Consider the following 21967-nt stretch of genomic DNA (forward strand, 5'->3'; position numbering starts at 1 on the left):
CTGTACCCGGTTTGGCATCAACCGCCCACGTGGATGACCGGCCGGCGGGCCGGGTCCTCCTCCGCGGTGCGCAGGATCTCGCGCACCACCGGCGGGGTGTCGCCCTGGCCGAGGATCAGGTAGCGGAACAGGTGGCCGAGCGGGCTGCCCTCGCTCCACTCGAAGTGGCAGTGCGGGCGTTCCCCGGTGGCATCGCGCAGGGCCAGCAGGATGGCCGCGATCGCGTTCGGCGCGGCCGGACTTTCCACCCGCATCACCCGGTGGCCGTCGATGTCCACGCCGCGGACCCTGAGCACCTCGCTGAAGTCGGATGGATCGACCACGTCGATCTCCAGGAAGATCACGTCGGCGGCGCCGGGCAGCGGGTTGAGGCCGCGCTGCTCGCGTTCCTTGGCCGAGTACTCGGCGTCGTCCCCGCCCTGGCGCTTGTTGGCGATGATGTTGAGCTGGCCGTCGTGCTCGATGGAGTCGGCGATGAACTTCCGCGCGGCCTCGTCGAACTCGATGTGCTCGACCCGCAGTTCGGTGGTGCGCGAGATCCGGGAGATCAGCGAGACCACGATGATGCCGAGGATGAACAGCGCCGAGATGGCGATGCCGTCCGGCTTGCGGATCACGTTCTCCACCAGGGCATAGACGAGGACCAGGGTGAGCACGGTGAACCCGGCCGCGGCCCGCTTCTGCCTGCGCCGCCAGGCCGAGATGGCCACCGCGACCGCGCCGGAGACCATCATGGCCAGGATCCCGGTGGCGTAGGCGCCTGCCTGCTTGTTGACATCGGCGTTGAACGCGATGGTGATGATCACGCTGATCAGCGTGTAGACCAGCACCACCGGCCGCACCGCACGACCCCATTCCGGGGCCATGCCGTAGGCGGGCAGGTACCGCGGCACGATGTTGATCAGACCGGCCATCGCGGAGGCGCCGGCGAACCACAGGATCAGGATGCTGCTGATGTCATAGGCGGTGCCGAACAGCTCGCCGAGTTCCTGGTGCGCCAGGTAGGCCATGGCGCGGCCGTTGGCGGGGCCGCCGGGCTTGAACGCCTCGTGCGGGATGAGCACCGTGGTGATCAGGCTGGTGGCCAGCAGGTAGACGGACATGATCAGCGCGGCGGCGGTGAGCAGCTTGCGGGTGTTGCGGATCCGGTCCCACAGCCGCTCCTGCTCGGTCTTCCCGTCCGCGGCGACCAGCGGCATCATGCTGACCCCGGTCTCGAACCCGGACAGGCCCAGCACCAGCGAGGGGAAGGCGATCAGGGCCGGGCCGATGATGCCGGTGAAGCCGCCCTGGCCGGAGGTCAGCGCGTCGAACCACCGGTCAAGGACCTCGGGGTGGGTGAACACATCCACCAGGCCGACCACCGAGACCACCGCGTTGAGCAGCAGGAACACCGCTACCAGGGGGATGGCCACGCCGACGGCCTCGCTGAAGCCGAGCAGGAAGACGAAGCCGAGGATGAGCAGCAGGCCGATGGTGATGGGCACCGCCAGGCCGTGCAGGGCCTCGCTGAGGTAGGGGTTCTCCAGCACGTGCACGGTGGCATCGGCCGAGGACAGGGTGATGGTGACGATCCAGGAGGTCACCACGAAACCCAGTAGCACCAGCACGAATATCTTGCCCCGCCAGAACGGCAGCAGGTCCTCCAGCATGGCCACCGAGCCCTGGCCGTGCGGGCTCTCCGCGGCGACCCTGCGGTACATCGGCAGCATGCCGAGCAGGGTCAGCGCCACGATCACCAGCGTGGCCAGCGGGGAGAGCCAGCCCGCGGAGAGCACCGCGATGCCGGGCAGGTAGGACAGCGTGGAGAAGTAGTCGACGCCGGTCAGGCACATGACCTTCCACCAGGACTGCGGGGTGGCGTGCGCCTCGTCCGCCTCCGGGCCCACCGGGGCGACCCGCTTGGCCAGCAGCCAGCGGCTGACCTTGCCGCGGGGGTGCTGTGGGGGCACCGGACTGTCCATCCGGTCCGGGATCGTGACCCGCTCGCCGCCGCTCATCCGTGCATCCCCTCCACCGTCTCCGCCCCGTGCTCGCGCGCCGTGACCATGCCAGGAAGGAGATCCCCGCGCAGCACCGGGCCGGTCATTGACCGCTATGTCCGGTGCCTCCCGATTGCTGATATGAACACTTCGTGCGCAGTTCACCCGATCGTGTCCACACCATGTGATTCTCAGCGAGTGGTAGCGCCAACCCTGCGGCGCTGCGCTTGGGGAGAGGACACCCAATCGTGCGTCCCTGGCATTCGATCGCCGTACTGATCGCCACCGTCACGGTGGCTACCGGACTCATCGCGCAGGCCCCCGCCGCCACCGGCGCGGCGCCCGCCATCACGGTGGCCCAGGCCATCGGCCAGCAGACCGGGGCCGCGGCCACCGTGCGCGGCTACGTGGTCGGCCAGCCCACCGCGACCAGCACCGTGCTGCGGGCGAACTTCCCCAACGACTACGCCCTGGCCCTGGCCGACACCGCGGGCCAGAGCAACACCGGCCAGATGCTCTACGTGCAGATCAGCTCCGGCTACCGATCGGCATGGGGCCTCAAGACCAACCCCGGCCTGCTGGGCAGGCAGATCGAGGTGACCGGCCCGCTCAGCGCCTACTTCGCGCACCCGGGCCTGACCTCGCCGACCGGCTTCGCCTTCGCCGGCGCCCAGCCGACCACCAGCACCGGCCCGACCACCAGCACCAGTGCGGGCCCGACCAGCACCAGCAACGGCGGCGGCCCCGGCGAGTACGACAGCACCTATTACAAGAGCGCCATCGGCCGCACCGGCCCCGCACTCAAGGCCGAGCTGCACTCGATCATCAAGTCCCAGACCAAGCTCAGCTACGACCAGGTGTGGGACGCGCTCAAGGCCACCGACCAGGATCCGGCCAAGCCCGACAACGTGATCCTGCTGTACTCCGGCCGCTCGCAGAGCAAGAACGGCAACGGCGGCAACCCGAACGACTGGAACCGGGAACACGTCTGGGCCAAGTCGCACGGCGATTTCGGCACCGCCACCGGCCCCGGCACCGACCTGCACCACCTGCGCCCCGAGGACGTCTCGGTCAACGCCGACCGCGGCAACAAGGACTTCGACCAGGGCGGCTCCCCCGCCAACGAGGCCCCCGGCAGCTACACCGACAGCGATTCCTGGGAGCCCCGCAACGAGGTCAAGGGCGACGTGGCCCGGATGATCTTCTACATGGCGGTGCGCTACGAGGGCGGCGACGGCTTCGCCAACCTGGAGATCAACGACAACGTCAACAACGGCAGCAACCCCTACCAGGGCCGCCTGTCCGTCCTGCGCCAGTGGAACGCCCAGGACCCACCGGACGCCTTCGAGAAGCGCCGCAACCAGGTGATCTACGAGACCTACCAGCGCAACCGCAACCCCTTCATCGACCACCCGGAATGGGTCAGCTCGATCTGGGGCTGAGTCCCGGGATTCTCGGCAGCCGGGTGACCGACCCGGCTGCTAGTTTCCGTTCGTGTTCAAGAAGATGCTCGGCGCCTTCGGTCTCGGCGGCCCCACCGCCACCACCGTGCCGCACACCCAGGAGATCGAACCCGGCCAGACCCTCACCGGCCAGGTACACCTCCAGGGCGGCAACACCGACACCGAGATCACCCAGGTAGCGCTGGTACTGGTCACCGTGGTCACGGTGGACGGCCCCGAACAGCGGATCATCGGCGAGTTCCAGCGAGTGACGCTGCCCCAGGCAGTCCAGCTCCCCGCAGGCCAACAACTCACCCTGCCCTTCACCATCCCGATGCCCTGGGAAACCCCGATCACCGCGGTAGGCCCCGCGCTGCTGCCGGACGTCGCGGTCGAACTGCGCACCGAGCTGATCACCAGCGGCGCACCGGTCAAGGTCGATCCGGTGTCGCTGCTGGTGCAGCCGATGGCCGGACAGGACCGGGTGCTGGACGCGGTGGGTGAGCTGGGGCTGCAGTTCCGCAACGCCGAGGTGGTGGCGGGGCGGGTGCCGGAGGCTGCGCAGGAGCTGGGGTTCTTTCAGCGGTGGTTCTTCTATCCGCCGGTGGGGCTGGCGGGGCGGTTGAACGAGGTTGAGGTGGCTTTTGTGGCTGGGGGTGGGGGGTTGGTGGTGTCGTTGATCGCGGATCGGCGGGTGTTGGGGGCGGCACGGTATTCGCTGGGGCGGGATGAGGCGGCGGCGATGGAGTGGGGGGCGGTGCTTGGGGAGTGGCTCGCGGGGGTGGCGGCTGGGGCTGGGGTCGGAGTGCCGGGGGCTGGGGTCGCGGGCGGACCGGGGATGGCGGCCGGGGCTGGGGTGCTGGGAGCGGGGGTCGGGGTCGCGGGAAATGAGGGCGGGAGCGGGCCGGGTCCGGCTGCTGGGGCTGGGATGGCGAGCGGATCGGCGATGGCGAGCGGGGCTGGGATGGCGTCCGGTGCTGGGGTGGGTCCGGCGGTGGGCGGGGGTCAGCCCGGTGTGGCTGCTCCGGGCGGGTATACGCCGGTTTACGAGCAGCAGCAGGGTTATCCGGGGCAGCCGGGACATCCTGGGCAGCCGAATGAGCAGGGGTCGCGGGGGTCCGGCGTGGGCAAGATCGTGGCGGCCGGTGCGGCGGGCGTGGTCGGCGGGCTGATCATCAACGAGATGCTGGACGACGACCTGGATGTGCTCTAGCAGTCCGGCTCCTAGGGCGAGGCCGACATCGTGCTGCCGGCGCGTGGTCGCGACCTGATCGCTGGCACGTTGATGCTCCCGATTGCCTCGGGCACGCGTCGAGGAGGCCGTTCGCCTGGCGCGGCCAATCAGCTGCATGAACGCCTGGGCCTTCGCTCGGGCGAGGTCCCGAACGACGTGCCGCCCCGGCTGAGTCTTTGACAGCAGCGCGTTCCCCGGCGACGACCTCCGTGGCGTGGCTGACGTGCTCGAGGGTTTGTTCGACTGGCGGGCTTGAGCGTTCGTCAGGGTGGGCTGGCGGGTGGAGCCGGTTGAACGCCGCGGCGAAGTGCGCGCGGTGGGGTGTTCGGGGTACCCGGGTTGGTTGGGGTGGGGGTGGGGCGATATTGGTAGGGCATGACTAACGTGCATCCGGTCGATGAGCGGCTTGGCGCTGGGCGGCTGGCGGTGCTGGGTTTGCAGCACGTGTTGGTGTTGTATGCCGGGGCGGTGGCGGCGCCGGTGGTGCTGGCGGCGGGGTTGGGGTTGTCGACGGCGGATCTGGTCTACCTGGTGGCGACTGATCTGTTGTTGTGTGGGTTGGGCACCCTGTTGCAGTCGCTGGGGGTGTGGAAGGTCGGCGTGCGGATGCCGATGGTGCTGGGGGCGGCGTTCACCAGTGTCGCGCCGATGTTGGTGATCGCGCAGGGGCATGACATCCGGACCATGTATGGGGCCCTGCTGGTTTCCGGGGTGTTCATGGTGCTGGCGGCGCCGTTGTTCGGGCGGTTGTTGCGGTTCTTCCCGCCGGTGGTGATGGGGACCGCGATCACGTTGATCGGGATCCAGCTGGTGCCGGTGGCGGCGGGGATGATCGTGGGGGTCAATCCGGCCGCGCCCGGCTTTGGCAGCCCTGGGGCCATTGGGCTGGCGCTGGTCGTGGTGGTTGTTGTGGTTGCGGTGCACCGGTTCTTGCCGGGTGGGGTGCGGCAGTTGTCGATCCTGATCGGGCTCCTGGTGGGTACCGGGGTCGCGGTGGGGTTGGGGCTGGTTGATCTGGGGGCGGTTTTCCGGGGGCCGGTGGTGGGGTTCCCTGAGCCGTTCCACTTTGGACTGCCGAGCTTTGAGTGGTCGGCGATCCTGTCTTTGATCATTATTCAGATCGTGATCATGGTGGAGTGTGCCGGGCAGGTGCAGGCGGTGGGGACCGCGGTGGACAAGCCGGTGGGGCCCTCGGATGTAGCCGCCAGCCTGCGTGCCGATGGGCTGATCACCATGCTGGCCAGTGTGTTCCAGTCGTTCATGTACGTCACCTACGCACAGAACATCGGCATGGTGAGTGTGACCAAGGTGCGCAGTCGCTACGTCACGGCGGTGGCGGGTGGGATCGCGTTGACGTTGAGCTTCTTTCCGTTCATGGGGCGGGTTGTGTCGGTGGTGCCGCAGCCGGTACTGGGTGGGGCCGCGTTGGTGATGGTGGCGACCGTTGCCCTGGTGGGGGTGCGGATTCTGTCCACTGTGGACCTTCAGGATGGGCGGAATCTGGTGGTGGTGGCCGTTTCACTGGGGGTGGGGTTGTTGCCTACGGTGCAGCCTGCGTTCTACAGCCAGTTTCCGCCTTCGGCTCAGTTGTTCCTGAGCAGCAGTGTGGCAACCGGGACCGTGGTCGCGTTCGTGCTGAACCTGGTTCTGCCTCAGCGTAAGGACTGAGCCACCAGGTCCAGGGCGTGCAGGGACTCCTGCATGCCGGCCTCCATGCCGGTCTCCAGGATCAGGTCGCGCAGGGCCTTGTCCGGGTGGTCGACCAGCAGGTGCAGGTGGGTGCGGTCGCCCTCGCCGGTGAAGGTGTAGGTGCACAGCACGGGCGGCTCGGGTTCAGGCACGCCGGACTGTTCGTACACCTCGGTGCACACGACCCGCTCCTCGGGCACGATCTCGCGGTACTCGCCGTGGAAGGCGACCTCGAAGCCGCCGTTGGCGATCATGACGTAGCGCCACTGGCCGCCGACCCGCAGATCGATCTCGGCCGAGGTGACCTGGCCGCGCTGACCCGCCCACCAGCGTTTGACCAGTTCGGGCGTTGTCCATGCCTTGTACACCAGGTGCCGGGGCGCGTTGAACTCGCGCGTGATCAGCATCTGGGTGTCACTGGGCAGCGTCAGCACCGCCGTGTGGTTCGCCGTCGTGCTCATCCTCTTCCTCCTTCATCTCCGCCAGGACCTCGTCCAGCAGCTCGAAGCGCTCTTCCCACAGCTGTTCATAGCGCCGCACCCAGTCGTGGATGGGTTTGAGCGGCCCGCCGTTCATCCGGTACAGCCGCTGCCGCCCCTCGTCACGCACGTCGACCAGGCCGACCTCGCGCAGCACGCGCAGGTGCTTGGACACCTGGGGCTGCGCCAGACCGAGCGCGCTGACCAGGTCGTTCACCGCTCGCTCACCGCCGGAGAGCAGGTCGAGGATCTCCCGCCGCCGGGGTTCGGCTATCGCGTTGAACGCGTCTGTGGTCGTTGCCGCTCGCGCCATGGGGCCATCGTATACCCATATGAGAATAGGTCAAGCTGGGAGGCAGGCGCGGGCGATGGCGTCCGCGTCGGCCAGGATCACCGAGGCGGCGAAGGGGCGGATGCCTGCCGCGGTCAGCCAGTGCGCGCCCTCGGTGGGCACGCCGAAGGCGAACCGGCGCGGGTGCACTCCCCCGGCGGCGTCGAGCAGGTGACAGGGACGCCTGGTCACCGCCAGGCCGCCGGTGACCAGGTGCCCGCCCTCGGCCAGCGGCAGCCGGTGCAGCGCGGCCTCGCCCCGCTCGAACAGGTTGCGCAGCAACGGATCCCGGGTGCGGCGCAGATCGGGCACGGGCAGCCGGGCCTCCACCAGCGCGCGTACCGGGTGCGCCTCGGGCAGCGCGGAGTGGATCACGAACTCCCCCGGCTCGCAGGCCACCCGCATCCGCGGCCCGACCACCTCCACCACCCCGGCCCTGATCAGCGCGCCCAGCTCCTCGACCCGTTCCAGTGGCGGTCCGACGGCCAGGAACGCGTTGAGCGGGTTGAACCAGTCGCGCAGTTCACTCCGCCAGGACTCCGCGGTCAGCCCGCCGTGCTCGACCAGCTCACGCAGCTCGTTGCGCAGGTCCCGCAGCACGTCCAGGGCGGCCTTGCGCGGCCCGGACCGGTTGCCCCGCCTGGCGTGCAGCACGTCGTCGTCCACATAGGACAGTAGCCAGTCCCGGTAGGTGCGCGCGCTGCCGAGGTGCCCTGGCGTGGACGGGTCGGCCAGCCGGTGCCAGTCCCAGGGCGGCGGCTCGGCCAGCCCGGACCGCGCCAGGTAGGTGCCGTGGTAGACCGCGCGCACCTCGCGATCGAGTTCGGGCCAGATGTCCTCGCGGAAGCGCAGCGGGGTGCCGCCGCCGGCCCGTGCCCGCAGTTTGGCCACCCGTTCCGCGGTCAGGAACACCGGTTCATGGCGTCCGGCCGCACCCTTCTGGTTGACCGCGCGGGCGTGGTGCGGCACCCCGCGCCGGCAGCCCGCGACCAGCCGTGGTTCACGCCCTGATTCGTGGTAGCGCAACCGCCCGCCCTGTTCCCGGCTGAACCGCCCGCCGCGGCCGACGGTGAGCAGCGAGAGGTAGTCGAAGAAGCACAAACCCATGCCGCGCAAGGCAACCGCCTGTCCCGGCGCGAGCACGTCCAGGTCCACCTCGGCCGGATTTCCCGGCGGCACATAGGTCAGCCCGTACCGCCGGGCGAACTCGGCCAGCGCCAGCTCGGTCCGATCGGGTCGCTGACCGAGGTGTCCCTGGGCCAGCACCACCGCGTCCAGTCCACTCAGGACGGTGCCGTCGGCGAGGTGGACCCGTTGCCGCCCATCGGCTTCCGCGCTCAGGTCGACCGCGAGCACCGGGTGGCGCCGGAAGCCCACGTCGGCGGGCGCGGTGCCGATGACCTGCCGCAGGAACCAGTCGAGGTAGCGGCCGTAACACGCTCGGGAGGCGTAGGTCCCCGGCGGCAGCCCGGCCCATTCGGCCAGGCTCGGGCCGGGACGGATCGGACCGGCGCAATCAACCGTCCGGTCGGTGAACATGCTGACCTGCTCGGCCACCGTGTTCATCACCAGCAGCGGGGACACCCCGGTGTGCCAGGTCCGCCCGCCCGAACCCAGGTGCGGGTCCACCAGGTACACGCTCAGCCGTCTACCGACCGGTCGGTTGGCGCACAGGCGTTCCAGCACCGCGAGGCCGCGCGGACCAAGGCCGATGAGACAGATCCGGATCTCCTGCGCATGCACCGGGGGCCTCCACAAACGAATGCGGGAATGGCGCCGATTCTGTGCGGCGGTGAGTGAACGCGTCAATTGCCCCAGTCACACCGGGGCCGACTCACACCGAAAGCATGAGGGACTACTCCGGTCGAGTCGCCACCAGCCGTGGTTCGTCTCACGCAAGGCCACCAGAGCAACCGGTTACCGGCACTGACCAGTCGATCAGGTGTCACTGGGATTAACCCGGTCAAAAATAGCGACCCGCTGGTAACGTCGAAATCAGGCGGAGCGGCTGACCACGCTGGTCAATTGACTCGTGGACAATTTTGCGAAACACAGGAGATTTCCCATGCGCAGGGCTGCACTGACCCTTGCCGCCGTATTGGCGGCCGGCGCCGCACTGACCGGAACCGCACAGGCCACCCCGGCGATCGGCGAGGTGATCGTCTACACCGTGGACACCTTGCCGGTGGTGGTCTTCGACAACCCCACGGGCTGCAAGAAGATCCCGCTCGGCGCGCACGTGCTGATCAACCGGACGAACAGGCCGGTGGAGATCTATGCGAACCCGATGTGCCTGCCCGTCCCGATCCTGATCCTCGAGGAGGACACCGGCGCACACGCACCACCGGCCGCCGGTTCGTTCCGGGTCTAGCCACCACCCCATCCATGCAGCTAGGAGCCATCTCGTGCGGTTGGACCTTGTCGTCATCGGGCTGGGTTACGTCGGGCTGCCGCTGGCGCGGCTGGCCGGCGCGGCCGGTCTGTCCGTGGCCGGATACGACCTCTCCCCGACCGTCGTCGACAACCTCGGCCGCGGCCGGTCGAGCACGCCCGATGTGGCCCCGGCGGAGGTCGCGGCCATGCTCGCGGCCGGTTTCCAGGCCACCACCGACCCGGCCGTGCTCGACGCCGCCGACACCGTGGTGATCTGCGTGCCGACCGGTCTGACCAGCGACGGAGACCCAGACCTCGGCCACGTCCGAGCCGCCGCGCACACGGTGGCCTGCCGGTTGCGGCCCGGGATGCTGGTGGTGCTGGAGTCCACCAGCTACCCGGGCACCACCGACGAGGTGCTGCGGCCGATCCTGGAACGGGGTTCGGGCCTGCGCGCCGGGGAGGACTTCCACCTCGGGTTCTCCCCGGAGCGCATCGACCCGGGAAACCGCAGGTACGGGCCACGGAACACACCCAAGGTGGTCAGCGGGCACACCCCGCTGTGCGCCAAGCACGTGGCCGCGTTCTACCAGGATCTGGTGGACACGGTGATCGTCGCCAGCGGCACCCGCGAGGCTGAGATGGCCAAACTGCTGGAGAACACCCATCGGCTGGTGAACATCGCGCTGGTCAACGAGGTCGCGGTGTTCTGCCGTCAGCTCGGCATCGACGTGTGGGACGTGCTGCACTGCGCGGCCACCAAGCCCTATGGTTACGCTCCGTTCACCCCGGGCCCCGGCGTGGGCGGCCACTGCATCCCGGTCGACCCGCGCTACCTGCTCAGCAAGGCCGAATCGGCGGGTTTCACCTTCTCCCTGGTCAACGCCGCACTCCAGGTCACCGAGCGGATGCCGGAGTACATCGCGGACCGGGCGGTGGAGCTGCTGGCCGAGGCAGGCGGACTGGCCGGAGCCGAGGTTCTGCTACTAGGAGTGACCTACAAGCCGGATGTGCCGGATCTGCGTGGCTCGCCCGCGTTCGCGGTGGCCGAGGCACTGCGGCGGCGCGGCGCCGACCTGCGCTTCCATGATCCGTTCGCCGCGGAATTCGTCGTCGCGGGCGCCCCGGTGCCCAGGGAACTGGACCTGGCCGCGGGGCTGGGCCGGGCCGATCTGACGATTCTGCTGCAGAACCACCGCTGTTATCAGCCGAACCGGTTGGCCCGTGCCGCCCGGCTGTTGTTCGACACCCGCGGCACGGTGCCGGGAGGGAGTGTGGCGCACCTGTGACGGCTCGTATGTGACATTTTGCGCATTCGATCGAAGTTTCACGCGTACTGATTGGCCAGGTGCCCACCTGGTTTCGACTGTTCTACGTTTGACTCATCAGCGAGTCTTCGCCTTCTTGCTGTTCTCTTATCGAGGAGAGGGAGTTCGAGTTCCATGACAACCGCCGTGAAGAACGAGCGCCAGATCCAGCGTTTCAAGAAGTGGGATGTCAACGGGAACGGCCGTATCGAGCGGTCCGACTACGAGGCGGAGGCCAGGCGCATCATCAACGCGTTCGGCGAGAACGAGACCAGCCCACGCGGGCGGGCGGTGCTGGACGCGTTCATCGGCATGTTCGAGTACCAGGCCACCGAGGCCGGGGTCGGGGCGCACGGGTCGCTGACCGAACAGCAGTTCCTCGACGTGAACGAGAAGCTGATGTTCCGGGACGGCGATGTCGGCTTCAGCAGGTTGCTGCGCCCGACCATCCGGGCCATCGTCGACCTGTGTGACACCGACGGCGACGGCGAGGTGAACCCGGCCGAGTTCAAGAAATGGATGAAGGCGATCGGGGTGCCGGTCTCCGACGCGGACGCCTCCTTCCGGGCCATCGACAGCAACGGCAACGGCTCGCTGTCGGTGGAGGAACTGGTGAACGCGGTGCGTGACTTCCACAACGGCACCCTGGACGTGCCGCTGCTGGGCAGCTGATCCGCACACCGCGAGGCCCCCGGGAATGGTGATTCCCGGGGGCCTCGGCCTGTGTTCAGCGGCGGGCCAGCTGCGGGATCACCGCGGGTTGCCGGACGAACCGCACGGCCTGTTCCGGCCGCAGGTCGAGGTCCTCGCCGCTGACCGGGACCGGGGCGGCGATGAGGATGTTGTAGTGGTTGGGGAAGTGGCAGGCGTCGAAGCCGAGCACGGTGCCGATGTGGTGGTGGCCGATCCACACCTCGTCGCCGCGGTCGATCACGCCTGCGTCGGTGATCTCGGCGAAGCCCAGGAAACCGACCCGGTCGATCCGGCTGCCGGGCGCGGTGTCCTGGTGGTCGGTGCTGACCAGCTCGTGCACCTCGCCGCGGCGCACGCACCGGCTGGCGTGCTCCTCCAGGCGCATGCCGCGGTCGGTCCGCTTGTGCAGCAGCACTTTCACCAGCACGCCACCGATGTTCCGCTTGGGGCCGTTCTCCCGCATCAACGCTCCTGACCGCTCGGTAGGGAAAGTTCCGCCTGGTAGACCTCGTGTACCAGGGACAGCGCGGCCAGGCCGTCCGCCTGGTCGCCGCCGGTGCGCACCAGGTGGGTGAATTCGCGCAGCACGCCGAGGTATTCGTGCCAGAGCGAGCCCTTGAACTCGCTGTGCCCGGCGAGCATGTCCGCGTGCAGCACCTGTCCGTCGGCCAGGGTGACCCACACGTCCTTGGTCTCCCCTTCATACGACCAGTCGAGTTCGACCTCGGCCGGGACGCCGGTGGCCGAGCGCAGGCGGACCAGGGCCTGCCGGTCGACGCCGGTCTCGTCCCGCCGGACGTCGGCGCCGGTCAGTTCGACCGGGCCGAGGAACTGGCGGACCAGGTCGAAGGCGTTGGGCCCGTTGTCGGCCACGCAGCCGCCGCCGCAGCGGGCCGGGTCCAGGTACCAGCGATCCCGGCCCACGTGGTCCTCGATGCGTTCCAGGTAGCGCACCCGCAGCGCGGTGATCGGCGGCAGCGACGGCAGTCGTTCCAGCAGGGCGCGCACGGTGGCGTTGTAGCGCCGGTGGAAGGCGGTGAACAGCGGCAACCCGGCCGCGCGGGCCTGCGCGGTGAGGGCCCGGCCGTCGGCGAGGGTGGTGGCCACCGGCTTCTCCACGCAGACCGGCAGGCCGAGGGAAAGCGCGTCCCGGCTGACCAGGACGTGCGCGTCGTTGGGCACGGTGACCACCACCGCGTCCAGGCCGGGCCGGGTGAGCAGGCCGAGATGACTGGTGTGGCAGGGCACCTGACCCCGGTGCGGGGCAAGGGCGTCCGGGTCCCGGTCGCACACCCCGCCCAGTTCGATGCCGTCGATCTCCTTGATCGCGGCCAGGTAGAACCGGGAGATCACCCCGAGTCCGATCACACCGACGCGCATCACAGCCTCCCGATGCCGAGCAGTTCGGCGACCTCGTTGAGTTCGGCGTGCAGGGCCGGTGGTATCGGCACGCCGTCACGCAGGTGACTCGCGGCGCGTTCGCCCTCGTGCCAGCCGGGATAGCGCACGCCACTCTCCGATGTGGACGGACAGTCCAGCAGTGCGCCGAAGACCTCGGCGCTCTGGCGCTGGAAGGACTTGCCGTGCCGGAGCGCACCGGGGGCGATGGCGATGGCCGCGTAACCGATGTCGTCGTCCCGGCCGCGGTCGCCGCTGTAGGCGTCCCGGCTGGGTCCGTTGCCCGCACCGGAGACCAGCGCGCCGAGCACCTCCACCACCAGGCCGAGCCCGAATCCCTTGTAGCCACCGGTTTCCGGGTCGCCGCCGAGCCAGCGCAACTGGGCCTCGCCGCGATCGAACGCGGCCGGATCGGTGACCGGGTTTCCGTCCACATCGGACAGCCAGCCGGGCGGGATGGACTCGCCTGCGCGAGCGGCGGCGCGGATGCGGCCGGTGGGGACCACGGTGGTGCTCATGTCCAGCACGAACGGGTGGCCCGCACCGGCCGGGGCGGCCACGCTGAGCGGGTTGGTGCCGAGCATGGCGACCGTGCCGCCGGGTGGGGGTGCGATCCGCTGGCCGCCGCAGTTCCCGGCCAGCAGGCCGATCATGCCGTGCCGGGCGGCCAGCGCGGTGTGGTGCCCCGCGCAGCCGAAGTGGGTGGCGCCGCGGACCGAGACCAGGCCGATGCCGTGTGTCCGGGCCCGGTCGACCGCGTTGTCCATCGCCTCGGTGGCCTGCCACAGGCCGAGCGCGCGGCGGGCGTCGACCAGGGCGGCGGCGCCGAGGTCGGTGAGCACCACGGGTTCGGCCGCCGGGTCGGCCCGGCCGTCCTGGAACAGCGGCAGGTACAGGCGGGTGAGGTTGGCCAGGCCGTGCGAGGTCAGCCCGGTCAGGTCGCCGTGGCAGAGCGCGGCGGCCGACGCACGGGCCCGGCCCGGGGGCAGGCCGAGGGCGTGGAACACCTCGGTTGTCCAGCCCAGCAGGTCCACTGTGGACACCCGGGCGGCGACGCCGGTGGTGGTCATGGGGCTCCGATCTCGGTGGCGAAGGCGAGCAGCAGGCGGCGGACGGTGTGGGCGAACTCGTCCAGGTCGGCCAGGTCGGCGAACTCCCCGGCGGCGTGCGCGTTGTTGCCGTCCAGGGTGCCGGGGCCGAGGACCACGGTGGCGGTGTCCGGGACCCCGGCCAGCCAGATCGCGTCGCAGGTGAACGCGGGCGCCTCGGCGGGCCAGCGCGGGATGTCCAGGCCGGTCAACAGGTTCTCCGCCCACGGGTCGGCGCCGGTGAGCGCGGGAAGGCCGCGTTTGTGCCACTCCAGGCTGGTGATGACCTCGGCGTCGGCGGCGGTGCGGGCGAACTGGCGGCTGCGCGCGAACCGGCGGCGGAAGGCGGCCAGGCCCTCCCGCACCGCGGTGGTGACCGCGTCCTCGAGGTGGGCGGCGGAGGCGGGTTCGGCGTAGGAGAGGTTGAGCAGCAGGCGGCCGGAGCCGTAGACCCGGTTGTGCAGGCGGCCGGTGTGCAGTCCGGCCACGCACACCTCGCCGTCGGTGTGCCGGGAGTCGAGCGCCTCGGCCAGGTGCTGGGCCAGGAATCCGAGCAGCACGGTCGCGTTGTGCCCGGCGTAGGGGGTGTCGTCGATGGCGTCCTGTCCGTCGACCCGCACGCAGGCGGTCATCGCGGCGGTGGCCCTTGGCAGGTAGCGGCCGCCGGTGGGTTCGCAGAAGACGTTGAGCCGCCCGACATAGCCGGCCTCCACCAGTGGCCGGGTGCCGATGGTGCCCAGTGCGCCGCCCTCCTCGCCGGAGACCGCCTGCACCAGCACGCCGATGTCCTTGCCCAGCCTGGGTTCCACGGCCCTGGCTTCTCTGATCCCGGCCAGCAGGGCCACGGCAGGACCCTTGGCGTCGATCGCGCCGCGGCCGCGGAAGCGCCGGCCGTCGAAGGCGACAGGTTCGATCCCGGCCACGGTGTCCAGGTGCACGTTGAACATCACTGTGCGGGCCCTGGGTTGTTCCGGGCCGAGCCGCAGCACCAGACTGGGTTGGCAGGCGAGGAAAGCCGGATCCTCGGCGGCGGCGCGGACCACGCTGGGCACGTCCGGTCGCCGGGCCGATTCGGGATCGGCCGGGGCGTGCCGCACGGTGTCCAGGCCGAACTCGGCGGCGGCCTCGGCGTAGACCCGCTGGGCGTCCCACAGCCGGGGCGGCGGGCCGGTGTCCTCGATCTCCAGGGGTCCGGCGGTGGGGAGTTCGAGCAGGTCGAGCAGCAGCCAGTGGTCAGCGGGTCGCAGCACGGCCGCTCATCTCGTTGTGCAGCAGGGTTTCCAGCGCGAGCCCGGCCTGGTGGAAGGACTCGGCCTGATCTCCCGTCGTACGCAGGCTTTCGTGCGGTACCAGGGACAGATGTGGTTCCAGGGACAGGGATCCGGTGTAGCCGTGCTCGAGCAGCAGGCGCAGGCAGTCGGCCACCCTGGCCTCGCCCGCGCCGGGCACGGTGTAGACCGGTCCGGCCAGGGCGTCCTTGACGTGCACGTGCGCGACGTGCTCGACGATCTGGGTGAGCACCTGGTAGGCGTCGTACCCGGCGGAGATGCCATTGCCGGTGTCGAACAACAGCTTCAGCGCCGGGGAGTCCACTTCGGACAGCAACTGGAGCATGTTCGCCGCGCTGGAACCCGCCCAGCCCGAGCAGTTCTCGTGCAGCAACACGATCCCGGCGGACTCGGCCAGCTTGGCCAGCACCCTGGTCCGGTCGATCACCCGCCGCCGCCAGCTGGATTCGGGCAGGCCGTCGTTGGGGTAGGACATGATCCGCACGTACCGGCAGTCCAGCCGGTGACAGTGTTCGATCAGCCGGTCCAGCTCGGCCAGGTCCGCGGCCAGGGGGGTGCTGATCGGGCGGGACCAGTTGCCGATCCGCGAGGCCAGGCAGACCACCTCGATCCCGTCCAGGCGCAGCCGGTCCGGGGCCAGGTCGGCCAGCCACACCCCGTCCACGGTGCGCAGTTCGATCTCCTGCCAGCCCAGCCGCCGGATCGCGGCCAGCTGACCGGGCAGGTCCGGCGCGGCCTCATCGCCGATCCCGGTGCGGCGCAACGGTTCAGCCGACATGGATCGGCAGCTCGGCGGTGCGCGCGGGCGGGATCAGCGGTGGTTCGGGTTCGGTGAGTCCGGCGCGGGCCTTGGCCTCGGCGAGCAGCCGCACCACCTCGCACTGCAGCACCAGCGAGGTGGTGGAGGGGGCCTGGCGCTGGTAGCGGCGGTAGGTGTGCAGCAGGAACGCGGTCAGCGAATCGTCGGGGAAGCTCAGGTTGACCACCCGTTCCGGGGTGCGCACGCTGAGCTGGGCGTGGTGGTCGTCGGCGCTGACCGGGTAGTGCCCGACCGCCTCGCCGCCGTCGAAACTGAGGGTGATCCGGCGTTCGCGCACCGGGGAGGTCAGCGAGGAGCTGATCTCGGTGCGCACCCCGCCACCGTGTTGCAGGGTGAGCCAGGCGCCGCCGAGGCCGACCCTGGTGCGGCCCTCGCTGACCAGGTCGGTGGCGCCGGAGTCGACGAGTTCGGCCCGCCCGGCCAGCCGCAGTGCGACGCCGACGGAATGCGGGAGTTCCACGTCGAAGGCGGTGGGGTGCCCGGTGGAGGCCAGCGAGCGGCGGAACCGGGATTTGTGCTGGGCCACGCTGATCCGGCGCAGCGTGCCGAGCTGACCGCCGCGGACCAGGTCCTCCAGTCGCTGGGTGAGCGCGCTGGACTGCCACTGGGCCACCACCACCAGGTCGAGCCAGCGGCGTTGCCGTACCTCGGACAGTCTTGCCAGGTCGGCGATGCTGGTGGCCAGCGGCTTCTCCACGATGATCTTGCGGAAGCCGTGGTCGGCGAGTTCGGCGAGCAGGGTCGGCCTGCTGGTCGGCGGCGTGCACAGGTGCACCACGGCCCGGATCGGTTCGAGCTGGGCGGCGGCCTCGGCGATGCTGCCCGCGATAACCACCCCGGCGGGGGCGGTCTCCGGCGCGGAGGTGTCGCAGGCGATCACCGGTCCCGGGTCGAACAGTCGTGGGTGCTCACCGGACTCCCTGGCCCGCAACAGGATCGGCAGGTGCAGTTCGGCACCGGCCCGGCCCAGTCCCACGACAAAGGTCTGCAACATGTTCTACCCGTTCACCCCGAAAACGGCGGGCCCGAATAGCGGACCCCGGACAGCAGCAAGAAGCCGACCGACATCGGTTGCCGGACGACAAATTGGCGATAGTGACCCCTTTGCACATTCACGCTCCGTGGAAGCGCTGTCAAGGCGGAAATCGGCACCGCTACCAGATGAGGTGAATCTTTCTCCGAGTGTGCGATCGGCTCTCGACAAGCCAGGCGTGATTCCTACGCTCAGTCGCGGGCATCAACACTGAGAGTAGCGGAGGTGGGCGTCCTGAGCAGCCCTGTGCAAGCGGGTATTTCGCATTCCGCGCTGGTTCCGTTTTTCACCCAATCCGCGACGTTCGAGCAGCTCTGGCCGCTGATCAGCGAACGGGTCGAGCGAGTTGTTTCACACGGCAAGTACTCACATGGTCGTCAGGTCGCCGAACTGGAACAGGCTCTGTGCGCCTATACCGGCGCCCGGTACGCACTGGGAGTGAACAGCGGCACCGACGCGCTGGTGCTGTTGCTGCGGGCCGCCGGGCTGCGACCGGGCGATGAGGTGCTGGTGCCGGCGTTCACCTTCATCGCCACCGCCTCGGCGGTGGTGCTGGCCGGGGGCAGGCCGGTGTTCACCGACATCGAACCGGCCAGTTACGCGATGGACCCGGCCGCACTGGCCGCCGCGATCACCCCCCGCTGCCGGTTCGTGCTGCCGGTGCACCTGTTCCACCAGCTCGCGGACCTGGACGCGCTCGGCGCGGTGGCCGGGCGGGCCGGGCTGACCATGATCGAGGACAGCGCGGAGGCCATCGGCATGCGCTGGGACGGCAGGCACGCCGGGCTGTTCGGCGCGGGCGGGGTGCTCTCCTTCTTCCCGACCAAGACTTTGGGCGCGCTGGGCGATGCCGGGGCGGTGCTGACCGACGACCCGCGGATCGCCGACCGGGTGGCCGCGCTGCGCCACCACGGCCGGGGCGGGCGCACGCTGGACCATTTCCCTGGCATCGCCAACGAAACCGGGCTGTCCGGGTGCAACAGCAAGATGGACGATCTGCAGGCCGCGGTGCTGCTGGCCAAGCTCACCCGGCTCGATGCGGACATAGCTCGACGCGGTGAACTGGCCGCCGCTTATTCGGCCCAGTTGTCCCGTATTTCCGGGATAACCCGGCTACCTACGGTAGTAAAAAGAAATGCGGACACGACCGAGGCGTACTACGTATACCTGATCGAGGTAGACGACCGGGATGAGTTGGCCGGTTACCTGGCCAACCGCGGTGTGGAAACCGAGATCTACTACCCCACCCCGCTGCATCTCCAGCCCTGTTTCGCCCACCTGGGGCATCGGCCGGGTGACTTCCCGGTGGCCGAGGCGGCCTGCCGGCGCGCGCTGGCCCTGCCGCTGTACCCGGACCTGACCGAGGCGCAGGTGGACCGGGTGTGCGCGGTGATCGGCGAGTTCTACTCCGGGAGCGCGTGATGGTGCCCTTCTTCCCCGACGACCTGTTCACCGCCGACCGCGAGGTGCTCCTGGACCTGCTCTACGAGCTGGGCACCGGGCCGTCGCAGCGGTTCATCCTGGGTGAGCACACCGCCCGGTTCGAGCGGGAACTGCGTGAGCAGCTCGGCGCGGCGGACGTGGTCGCGTGTTCGAGTGGCACCTCGGCGCTGACGATGTTGTTGCACGCCATGGAGGTCGGGCCGGGCGATGAGGTGATCACGCCCGCCTTCGGTTGCGCGCCACTGGCCGCCACCGTGGTCAACCTGGGTGCGCGGCCGGTGTTCGCCGACATCGACCCGGTCACCATGACCATGGACCCCGAACACGCCGAACGGCTGATCTCACCGCGTACCAAGGTGTTGATGCCCGCGCACATGTTCTCCGCGATGGCCGACATGCCCGCCTTCACCGATCTCGCGGCCCGGCACGGGCTGCGGCTGCTGGAGGACTCCGCGGTCGCCCAGGGCGGGGTCCTGGACGGGCGGCCCGCCGGACTGTGGGGTGAGGCGGGGGTGTACTCCTTCGTCCAGGTCAAGACCTTCGGCAGCATTGGCGAGGGCGGGGCGGTGGTGACCAAGGATCCCGAACTGGGCCGGGCGGTGCGGATGCTGCGCAACCACGGCCAGGACGGCCGGACCCGGTTCCGGCACCACCGGATCGGCTACAACAGCCGGTTCGACGAGCTGATGGCGTTGTTCCAGCTGCACCGGCTGCCGGGTCTGCCCGCGCGGCTGGAACGGCGGGCACACATCGCCGCCTACTACAACGCCCGGTTCGAACCCCTTGCCGAGCAAGGGATCCAGCCCCCACCGGGCGGCCGCAACGGGCGCTGCTACTACGTGTACTGCCTGCGTGCGCGAGGCCGGGACGAACTGCAGCAGCACCTGGCGCGCCAGGGTGTGGGCACGCACGTCTACTACCCCCGGCCGCTGCCGCGTCAACCCGCTTTCGCCGCCTGTGCGAGGGGTTCCTGGCCGCGGGCCGAGCTGGCCAGTCAGGAGATCCTGGCGCTGCCGATCTATCCGCACCTCACCGACACCCAGGTCGAGCGGATCGCCGACGCCGTCTGCTCGTTCGTGCCTGCCCCGGCCCCGGCTGGCACCCGATGAAGGGAGACCGCGTGCGCACCGTCGCCCTGCCGGCCGAAGGCAGACTGCGCACCTACGCGCGACTGTCCAAACTGGACATCTTCGACTACTACCTGAGCCTGCCCCTGGTGCTCACCCTGCTGCCGATCAGCCTGCTCGCCGAACCCGGGATCCTGGTGCTGCTGGGGCTTTTCCTGGCCGGGGAGATCATCCTGATGGCCTCGCTGGTGGCCTTCGACGACCTGACCGGGTACCGCGACGGCAGCGACGCGATCAACTACGGCCCGGACGCGCCCGCCCGCCGGATGCTCCGGAAACCCTTGGTGGCCGGGACGTTGACCGAACACCAGGTGCTGCGGTTCGCCTGGGGCGCGTTCCTCGTCGGGGCGCTGTGCTGGGCGGGCGCGGTGTGGCTGGCGCCCGCGCCGCCACTGTGGGCGCTGGTGCTCACCGGGGTGATGCTGGTGCTGTACCCGCAGTACTCCTACGGGCTCAAGCTCAGCTACATCGGCTGCCAGGAGTTCTACCTGGCCTTCATCGGCTGGGTGCTGGTGCTGGCCCCGCTCGGCCTTGCCGGGGGTGAGCTGACCGGGTTCACCGTGGTGCAGGCGCTGCTGTTCGGGTTGGGGCCGTTGCTGTTCGGGGTGTACTCCAACACCAACGACGTGCGCGGGGACCGGAGCGTCGGGCGGATCACGGTGGCCACCAAGACCAGCGTCGAGGGCAACCGGCTGTTCGTGCTCGCGCTGACCCTGGCCGAGATGGCGCTGATCGTCGGCTCCTCGGCGCTGGAGATCGCGCCCTGGTGGTTCGCTTTCGCGTTGGCACCGACGTTGATCCTGCGTGCGCTGCAGTTCGGGCAGGGCTTCCGGGACTGCGACATCCTGCGTGCCCGCAGGCTCGGCATCCACGTGCACCGGATCACCGTGGCGCTGCTGATCGTGATCAACCTGGTGGTGCGGCAGTCATGAGCCCTGACCTGGATGTGGCCGTGGTCGGCGCGGGCATCGCCGGCCTGACCCTGGCGCACACGTTGCGGCAGCAGGGGCGCTCGGTGCGGGTGTTCGAGGCCGCTGACCACGTGGGTGGGCGGATGGCCTCCGTGCGCCGGGACGGGTACCTCATCGACACCGGGGCCGAGCAGATATCCGACCGCGGCTACGACCAGACCTGGCGACTGCTGCACGAGCTGGGCGTGGATTCCGTTGCGGTGCCGAAGGTTTCCGTCGGGATCGGGATGTGGCGGGACGGCCGCGCGCACGCCGGGGTGGCGCATCCACGTGGGGTGCTCACCGGGGCTGGGCTCTCACCGCGGGCCCGGCTGGATCTGGTGCGGTTGATGGCCACCGGGGCTCGCCGGGCCGGAGTGTCCACAGTGGCCGAATTCAGCGAGCGGTACCACCCGGACATCGGCGCGTACCTGCTGCAGCCGGTCACCGGCGGGTTCTTCGGCTGGCACCAGGACCGGTCGGCGGTGGCCCCGTTCCTGGACCTGCTGCGGATGGTCGGGCCGTCCACCGGATGGCGCACCTACCGCGATGGCATGGACACCCTGGCCCGCCTGCTGGCCACCCAGCTGGAGGTGACCACCGGCTGCGCGGTGCGGGAGGTGCTGTCGGGCAACGGATCCGCGCGCCTGGGCACCGACGCGGGCACGTTCACCGCGCGCACGGTCGCGCTGTGCCTGCCCGCGCCACAGGCCAGGGCGATCCACCTGAACCCGCCCGCCGCCGAACAGTCCTATCTGGACGCCTGCACCTACACGCCGATGCTCAAGGTGAGCTGCCTACTGGACCGGCCGCTCGGACCGGCCTGCGCACGCGAGCTGTACTGCCTGCTGCTGCCCGAGATCGAGGACGGCGTGCTCGGCGGGATCGTGGTCGATCACGCCAAACACCGCGGTCGCGCGCCACACGGCAAGGGCCTGCTGACGCTGCTCGCGGCACCCCGGGCCATCCCGGATCTCCTTGACGCGCCGGAGGAACTTCTCACCGGCACACTGACCACGGCCGCCGAGCGGTACGTGCCCGGCCTGGCCTCGGCGCTGATCTCCGCGCACAGTCACCGGTTCCGGCACGGACTGCCCGAAGTCACCCCGGCCGCGCTGCGCCTGCAACCGGCCTTCCACCGGCGGCCGCCCGGACCGGTGGAGTACGCGGGCGACTGGATCCTGTTGCGCCCCAACAGCGAGGCCGCCATCCAGAGCGCGCTGCTGGCCGCCAGGCGGATCCAGGCCACCACCACACTGACCTTGCGGAGGGAACCGGCGTGAGACCGC

20 protein-coding genes are annotated in these 21967 nt (G+C 69.9%); 10 read left to right on the top strand and 10 right to left on the bottom strand.

The annotated features are described in order from the left end of the window. Positions 1–17: 17 nt before the first annotated feature. The gene (locus HNR67_RS32855) at positions 18–2000 is read right to left on the bottom strand and encodes an APC family permease (RefSeq protein ID WP_185006173.1); all 1983 of its coding nucleotides are present in this window, start codon (positions 1998–2000) and stop codon (positions 18–20) included. Positions 2001–2335: 335 nt separating this feature from the next. Here HNR67_RS32855 and HNR67_RS46790 point away from each other — a divergent pair, with 335 nt between their 5' ends. The 3 genes from HNR67_RS46790 to HNR67_RS32870 all read left to right on the top strand — a co-directional run bounded on the left by HNR67_RS46790 (position 2336) and on the right by HNR67_RS32870 (position 6326). Beyond that, positions 2336–3424 (top strand): endonuclease, encoded by a 1089-nt coding sequence (locus HNR67_RS46790; RefSeq protein ID WP_407645191.1) that lies wholly within the window; start codon positions 2336–2338, stop codon positions 3422–3424. Positions 3425–3476: 52 nt separating this feature from the next. Continuing rightward, positions 3477–4637 (top strand): sporulation protein, encoded by a 1161-nt coding sequence (locus HNR67_RS45955; protein ID WP_185006175.1) that lies wholly within the window; start codon positions 3477–3479, stop codon positions 4635–4637. A 396-nt stretch (positions 4638–5033) separates the two neighbouring features. After that, entirely contained in the window at positions 5034–6326 is a 1293-nt protein-coding gene (locus HNR67_RS32870) for a nucleobase:cation symporter-2 family protein (protein WP_185006177.1), read from the top strand. Here HNR67_RS32870 and HNR67_RS32875 read toward each other — a convergent pair. From HNR67_RS32875 to HNR67_RS32885, 3 genes are read right to left on the bottom strand one after another with little or no spacing between them, the layout of a single operon-like run. Beyond that, entirely contained in the window at positions 6311–6808 is a 498-nt protein-coding gene (locus HNR67_RS32875) for an SRPBCC family protein (RefSeq protein WP_185006179.1), read from the bottom strand. The two genes, HNR67_RS32870 and HNR67_RS32875, sit on opposite strands and share 16 nt — an antisense overlap. Further along, entirely contained in the window at positions 6762–7139 is a 378-nt protein-coding gene (locus tag HNR67_RS32880; protein WP_185006181.1) for an ArsR/SmtB family transcription factor, read from the bottom strand. Before HNR67_RS32880 ends, HNR67_RS32875 begins: the two co-directional genes overlap by 47 nt. Before the next feature lie 30 nt (positions 7140–7169). Beyond that, a complete protein-coding gene (locus HNR67_RS32885) occupies positions 7170–8900 on the bottom strand; it encodes an FAD/NAD(P)-binding protein (protein ID WP_185006183.1) in 1731 nt (576 codons plus the stop codon). 322 nt (positions 8901–9222) lie between these two features. Between HNR67_RS32885 and HNR67_RS32890 the strand changes: the two genes are divergently transcribed. From HNR67_RS32890 to HNR67_RS32900, 3 genes are all read left to right on the top strand, one after another. Beyond that, positions 9223–9528, top strand: a complete 306-nt coding sequence (locus HNR67_RS32890; RefSeq protein ID WP_185006185.1) for a hypothetical protein — start codon at positions 9223–9225, stop codon at positions 9526–9528. A gap of 34 nt (positions 9529–9562) precedes the next feature. After that, a complete protein-coding gene (locus tag HNR67_RS32895; protein WP_185006194.1) occupies positions 9563–10819 on the top strand; it encodes a nucleotide sugar dehydrogenase in 1257 nt (418 codons plus the stop codon). 153 nt (positions 10820–10972) lie between these two features. Beyond that, positions 10973–11509, top strand: a complete 537-nt coding sequence (locus HNR67_RS32900; RefSeq protein WP_185006196.1) for an EF-hand domain-containing protein — start codon at positions 10973–10975, stop codon at positions 11507–11509. A 55-nt stretch (positions 11510–11564) separates the two neighbouring features. Here the strand turns inward: HNR67_RS32900 and HNR67_RS32905 are convergent, their stop codons facing one another. From HNR67_RS32905 to HNR67_RS32930, 6 genes are read right to left on the bottom strand one after another with little or no spacing between them, the layout of a single operon-like run. After that, on the bottom strand, positions 11565–11993 hold the full coding sequence (locus HNR67_RS32905) for a DUF6917 domain-containing protein (RefSeq protein WP_185006198.1): 429 nt from the start codon (positions 11991–11993) through the stop codon (positions 11565–11567). Further along, a complete protein-coding gene (locus HNR67_RS32910) occupies positions 11993–12910 on the bottom strand; it encodes a Gfo/Idh/MocA family protein (RefSeq protein WP_185006200.1) in 918 nt (305 codons plus the stop codon). Before HNR67_RS32910 ends, HNR67_RS32905 begins: the two co-directional genes overlap by 1 nt. Beyond that, the gene (locus HNR67_RS32915) at positions 12910–13998 is read right to left on the bottom strand and encodes an Ldh family oxidoreductase (protein ID WP_185006202.1); all 1089 of its coding nucleotides are present in this window, start codon (positions 13996–13998) and stop codon (positions 12910–12912) included. Before HNR67_RS32915 ends, HNR67_RS32910 begins: the two co-directional genes overlap by 1 nt. Next, on the bottom strand, positions 13995–15266 hold the full coding sequence (locus HNR67_RS32920) for a M20/M25/M40 family metallo-hydrolase (protein ID WP_185006204.1): 1272 nt from the start codon (positions 15264–15266) through the stop codon (positions 13995–13997). Before HNR67_RS32920 ends, HNR67_RS32915 begins: the two co-directional genes overlap by 4 nt. Then, positions 15250–16083, bottom strand: a complete 834-nt coding sequence (locus HNR67_RS32925; RefSeq protein ID WP_185006206.1) for a sugar phosphate isomerase/epimerase family protein — start codon at positions 16081–16083, stop codon at positions 15250–15252. The genes HNR67_RS32920 and HNR67_RS32925 overlap by 17 nt, the downstream gene beginning before the upstream one ends. Further along, on the bottom strand, positions 16073–17119 hold the full coding sequence (locus tag HNR67_RS32930; RefSeq protein ID WP_185006208.1) for a Gfo/Idh/MocA family oxidoreductase: 1047 nt from the start codon (positions 17117–17119) through the stop codon (positions 16073–16075). Before HNR67_RS32930 ends, HNR67_RS32925 begins: the two co-directional genes overlap by 11 nt. A 264-nt stretch (positions 17120–17383) precedes the next feature. On the opposite strand from HNR67_RS32930, the gene HNR67_RS32935 reads away from it, so the two are divergent. The 4 genes from HNR67_RS32935 to HNR67_RS32950 are packed head-to-tail and all read left to right on the top strand — an operon-like array spanning position 17384 to position 21961. Then, a complete protein-coding gene (locus HNR67_RS32935) occupies positions 17384–18580 on the top strand; it encodes a DegT/DnrJ/EryC1/StrS family aminotransferase (RefSeq protein ID WP_185006210.1) in 1197 nt (398 codons plus the stop codon). Then, entirely contained in the window at positions 18580–19710 is a 1131-nt protein-coding gene (locus tag HNR67_RS32940; RefSeq protein WP_185006212.1) for a DegT/DnrJ/EryC1/StrS family aminotransferase, read from the top strand. Before HNR67_RS32935 ends, HNR67_RS32940 begins: the two co-directional genes overlap by 1 nt. 11 nt (positions 19711–19721) lie before the next feature. Beyond that, the gene (locus HNR67_RS32945; RefSeq protein ID WP_312988544.1) at positions 19722–20660 is read left to right on the top strand and encodes a UbiA family prenyltransferase; all 939 of its coding nucleotides are present in this window, start codon (positions 19722–19724) and stop codon (positions 20658–20660) included. Continuing rightward, positions 20657–21961: a protoporphyrinogen/coproporphyrinogen oxidase gene (locus tag HNR67_RS32950; protein ID WP_185006217.1), complete on the top strand. Its 1305-nt coding sequence runs from the start codon at positions 20657–20659 to the stop codon at positions 21959–21961. Before HNR67_RS32945 ends, HNR67_RS32950 begins: the two co-directional genes overlap by 4 nt. Positions 21962–21967 lie beyond the last annotated feature (6 nt).

It is taken from the genome of Crossiella cryophila, from assembly GCF_014204915.1.
Classification (GTDB): domain Bacteria; phylum Actinomycetota; class Actinomycetes; order Mycobacteriales; family Pseudonocardiaceae; genus Crossiella; species Crossiella cryophila.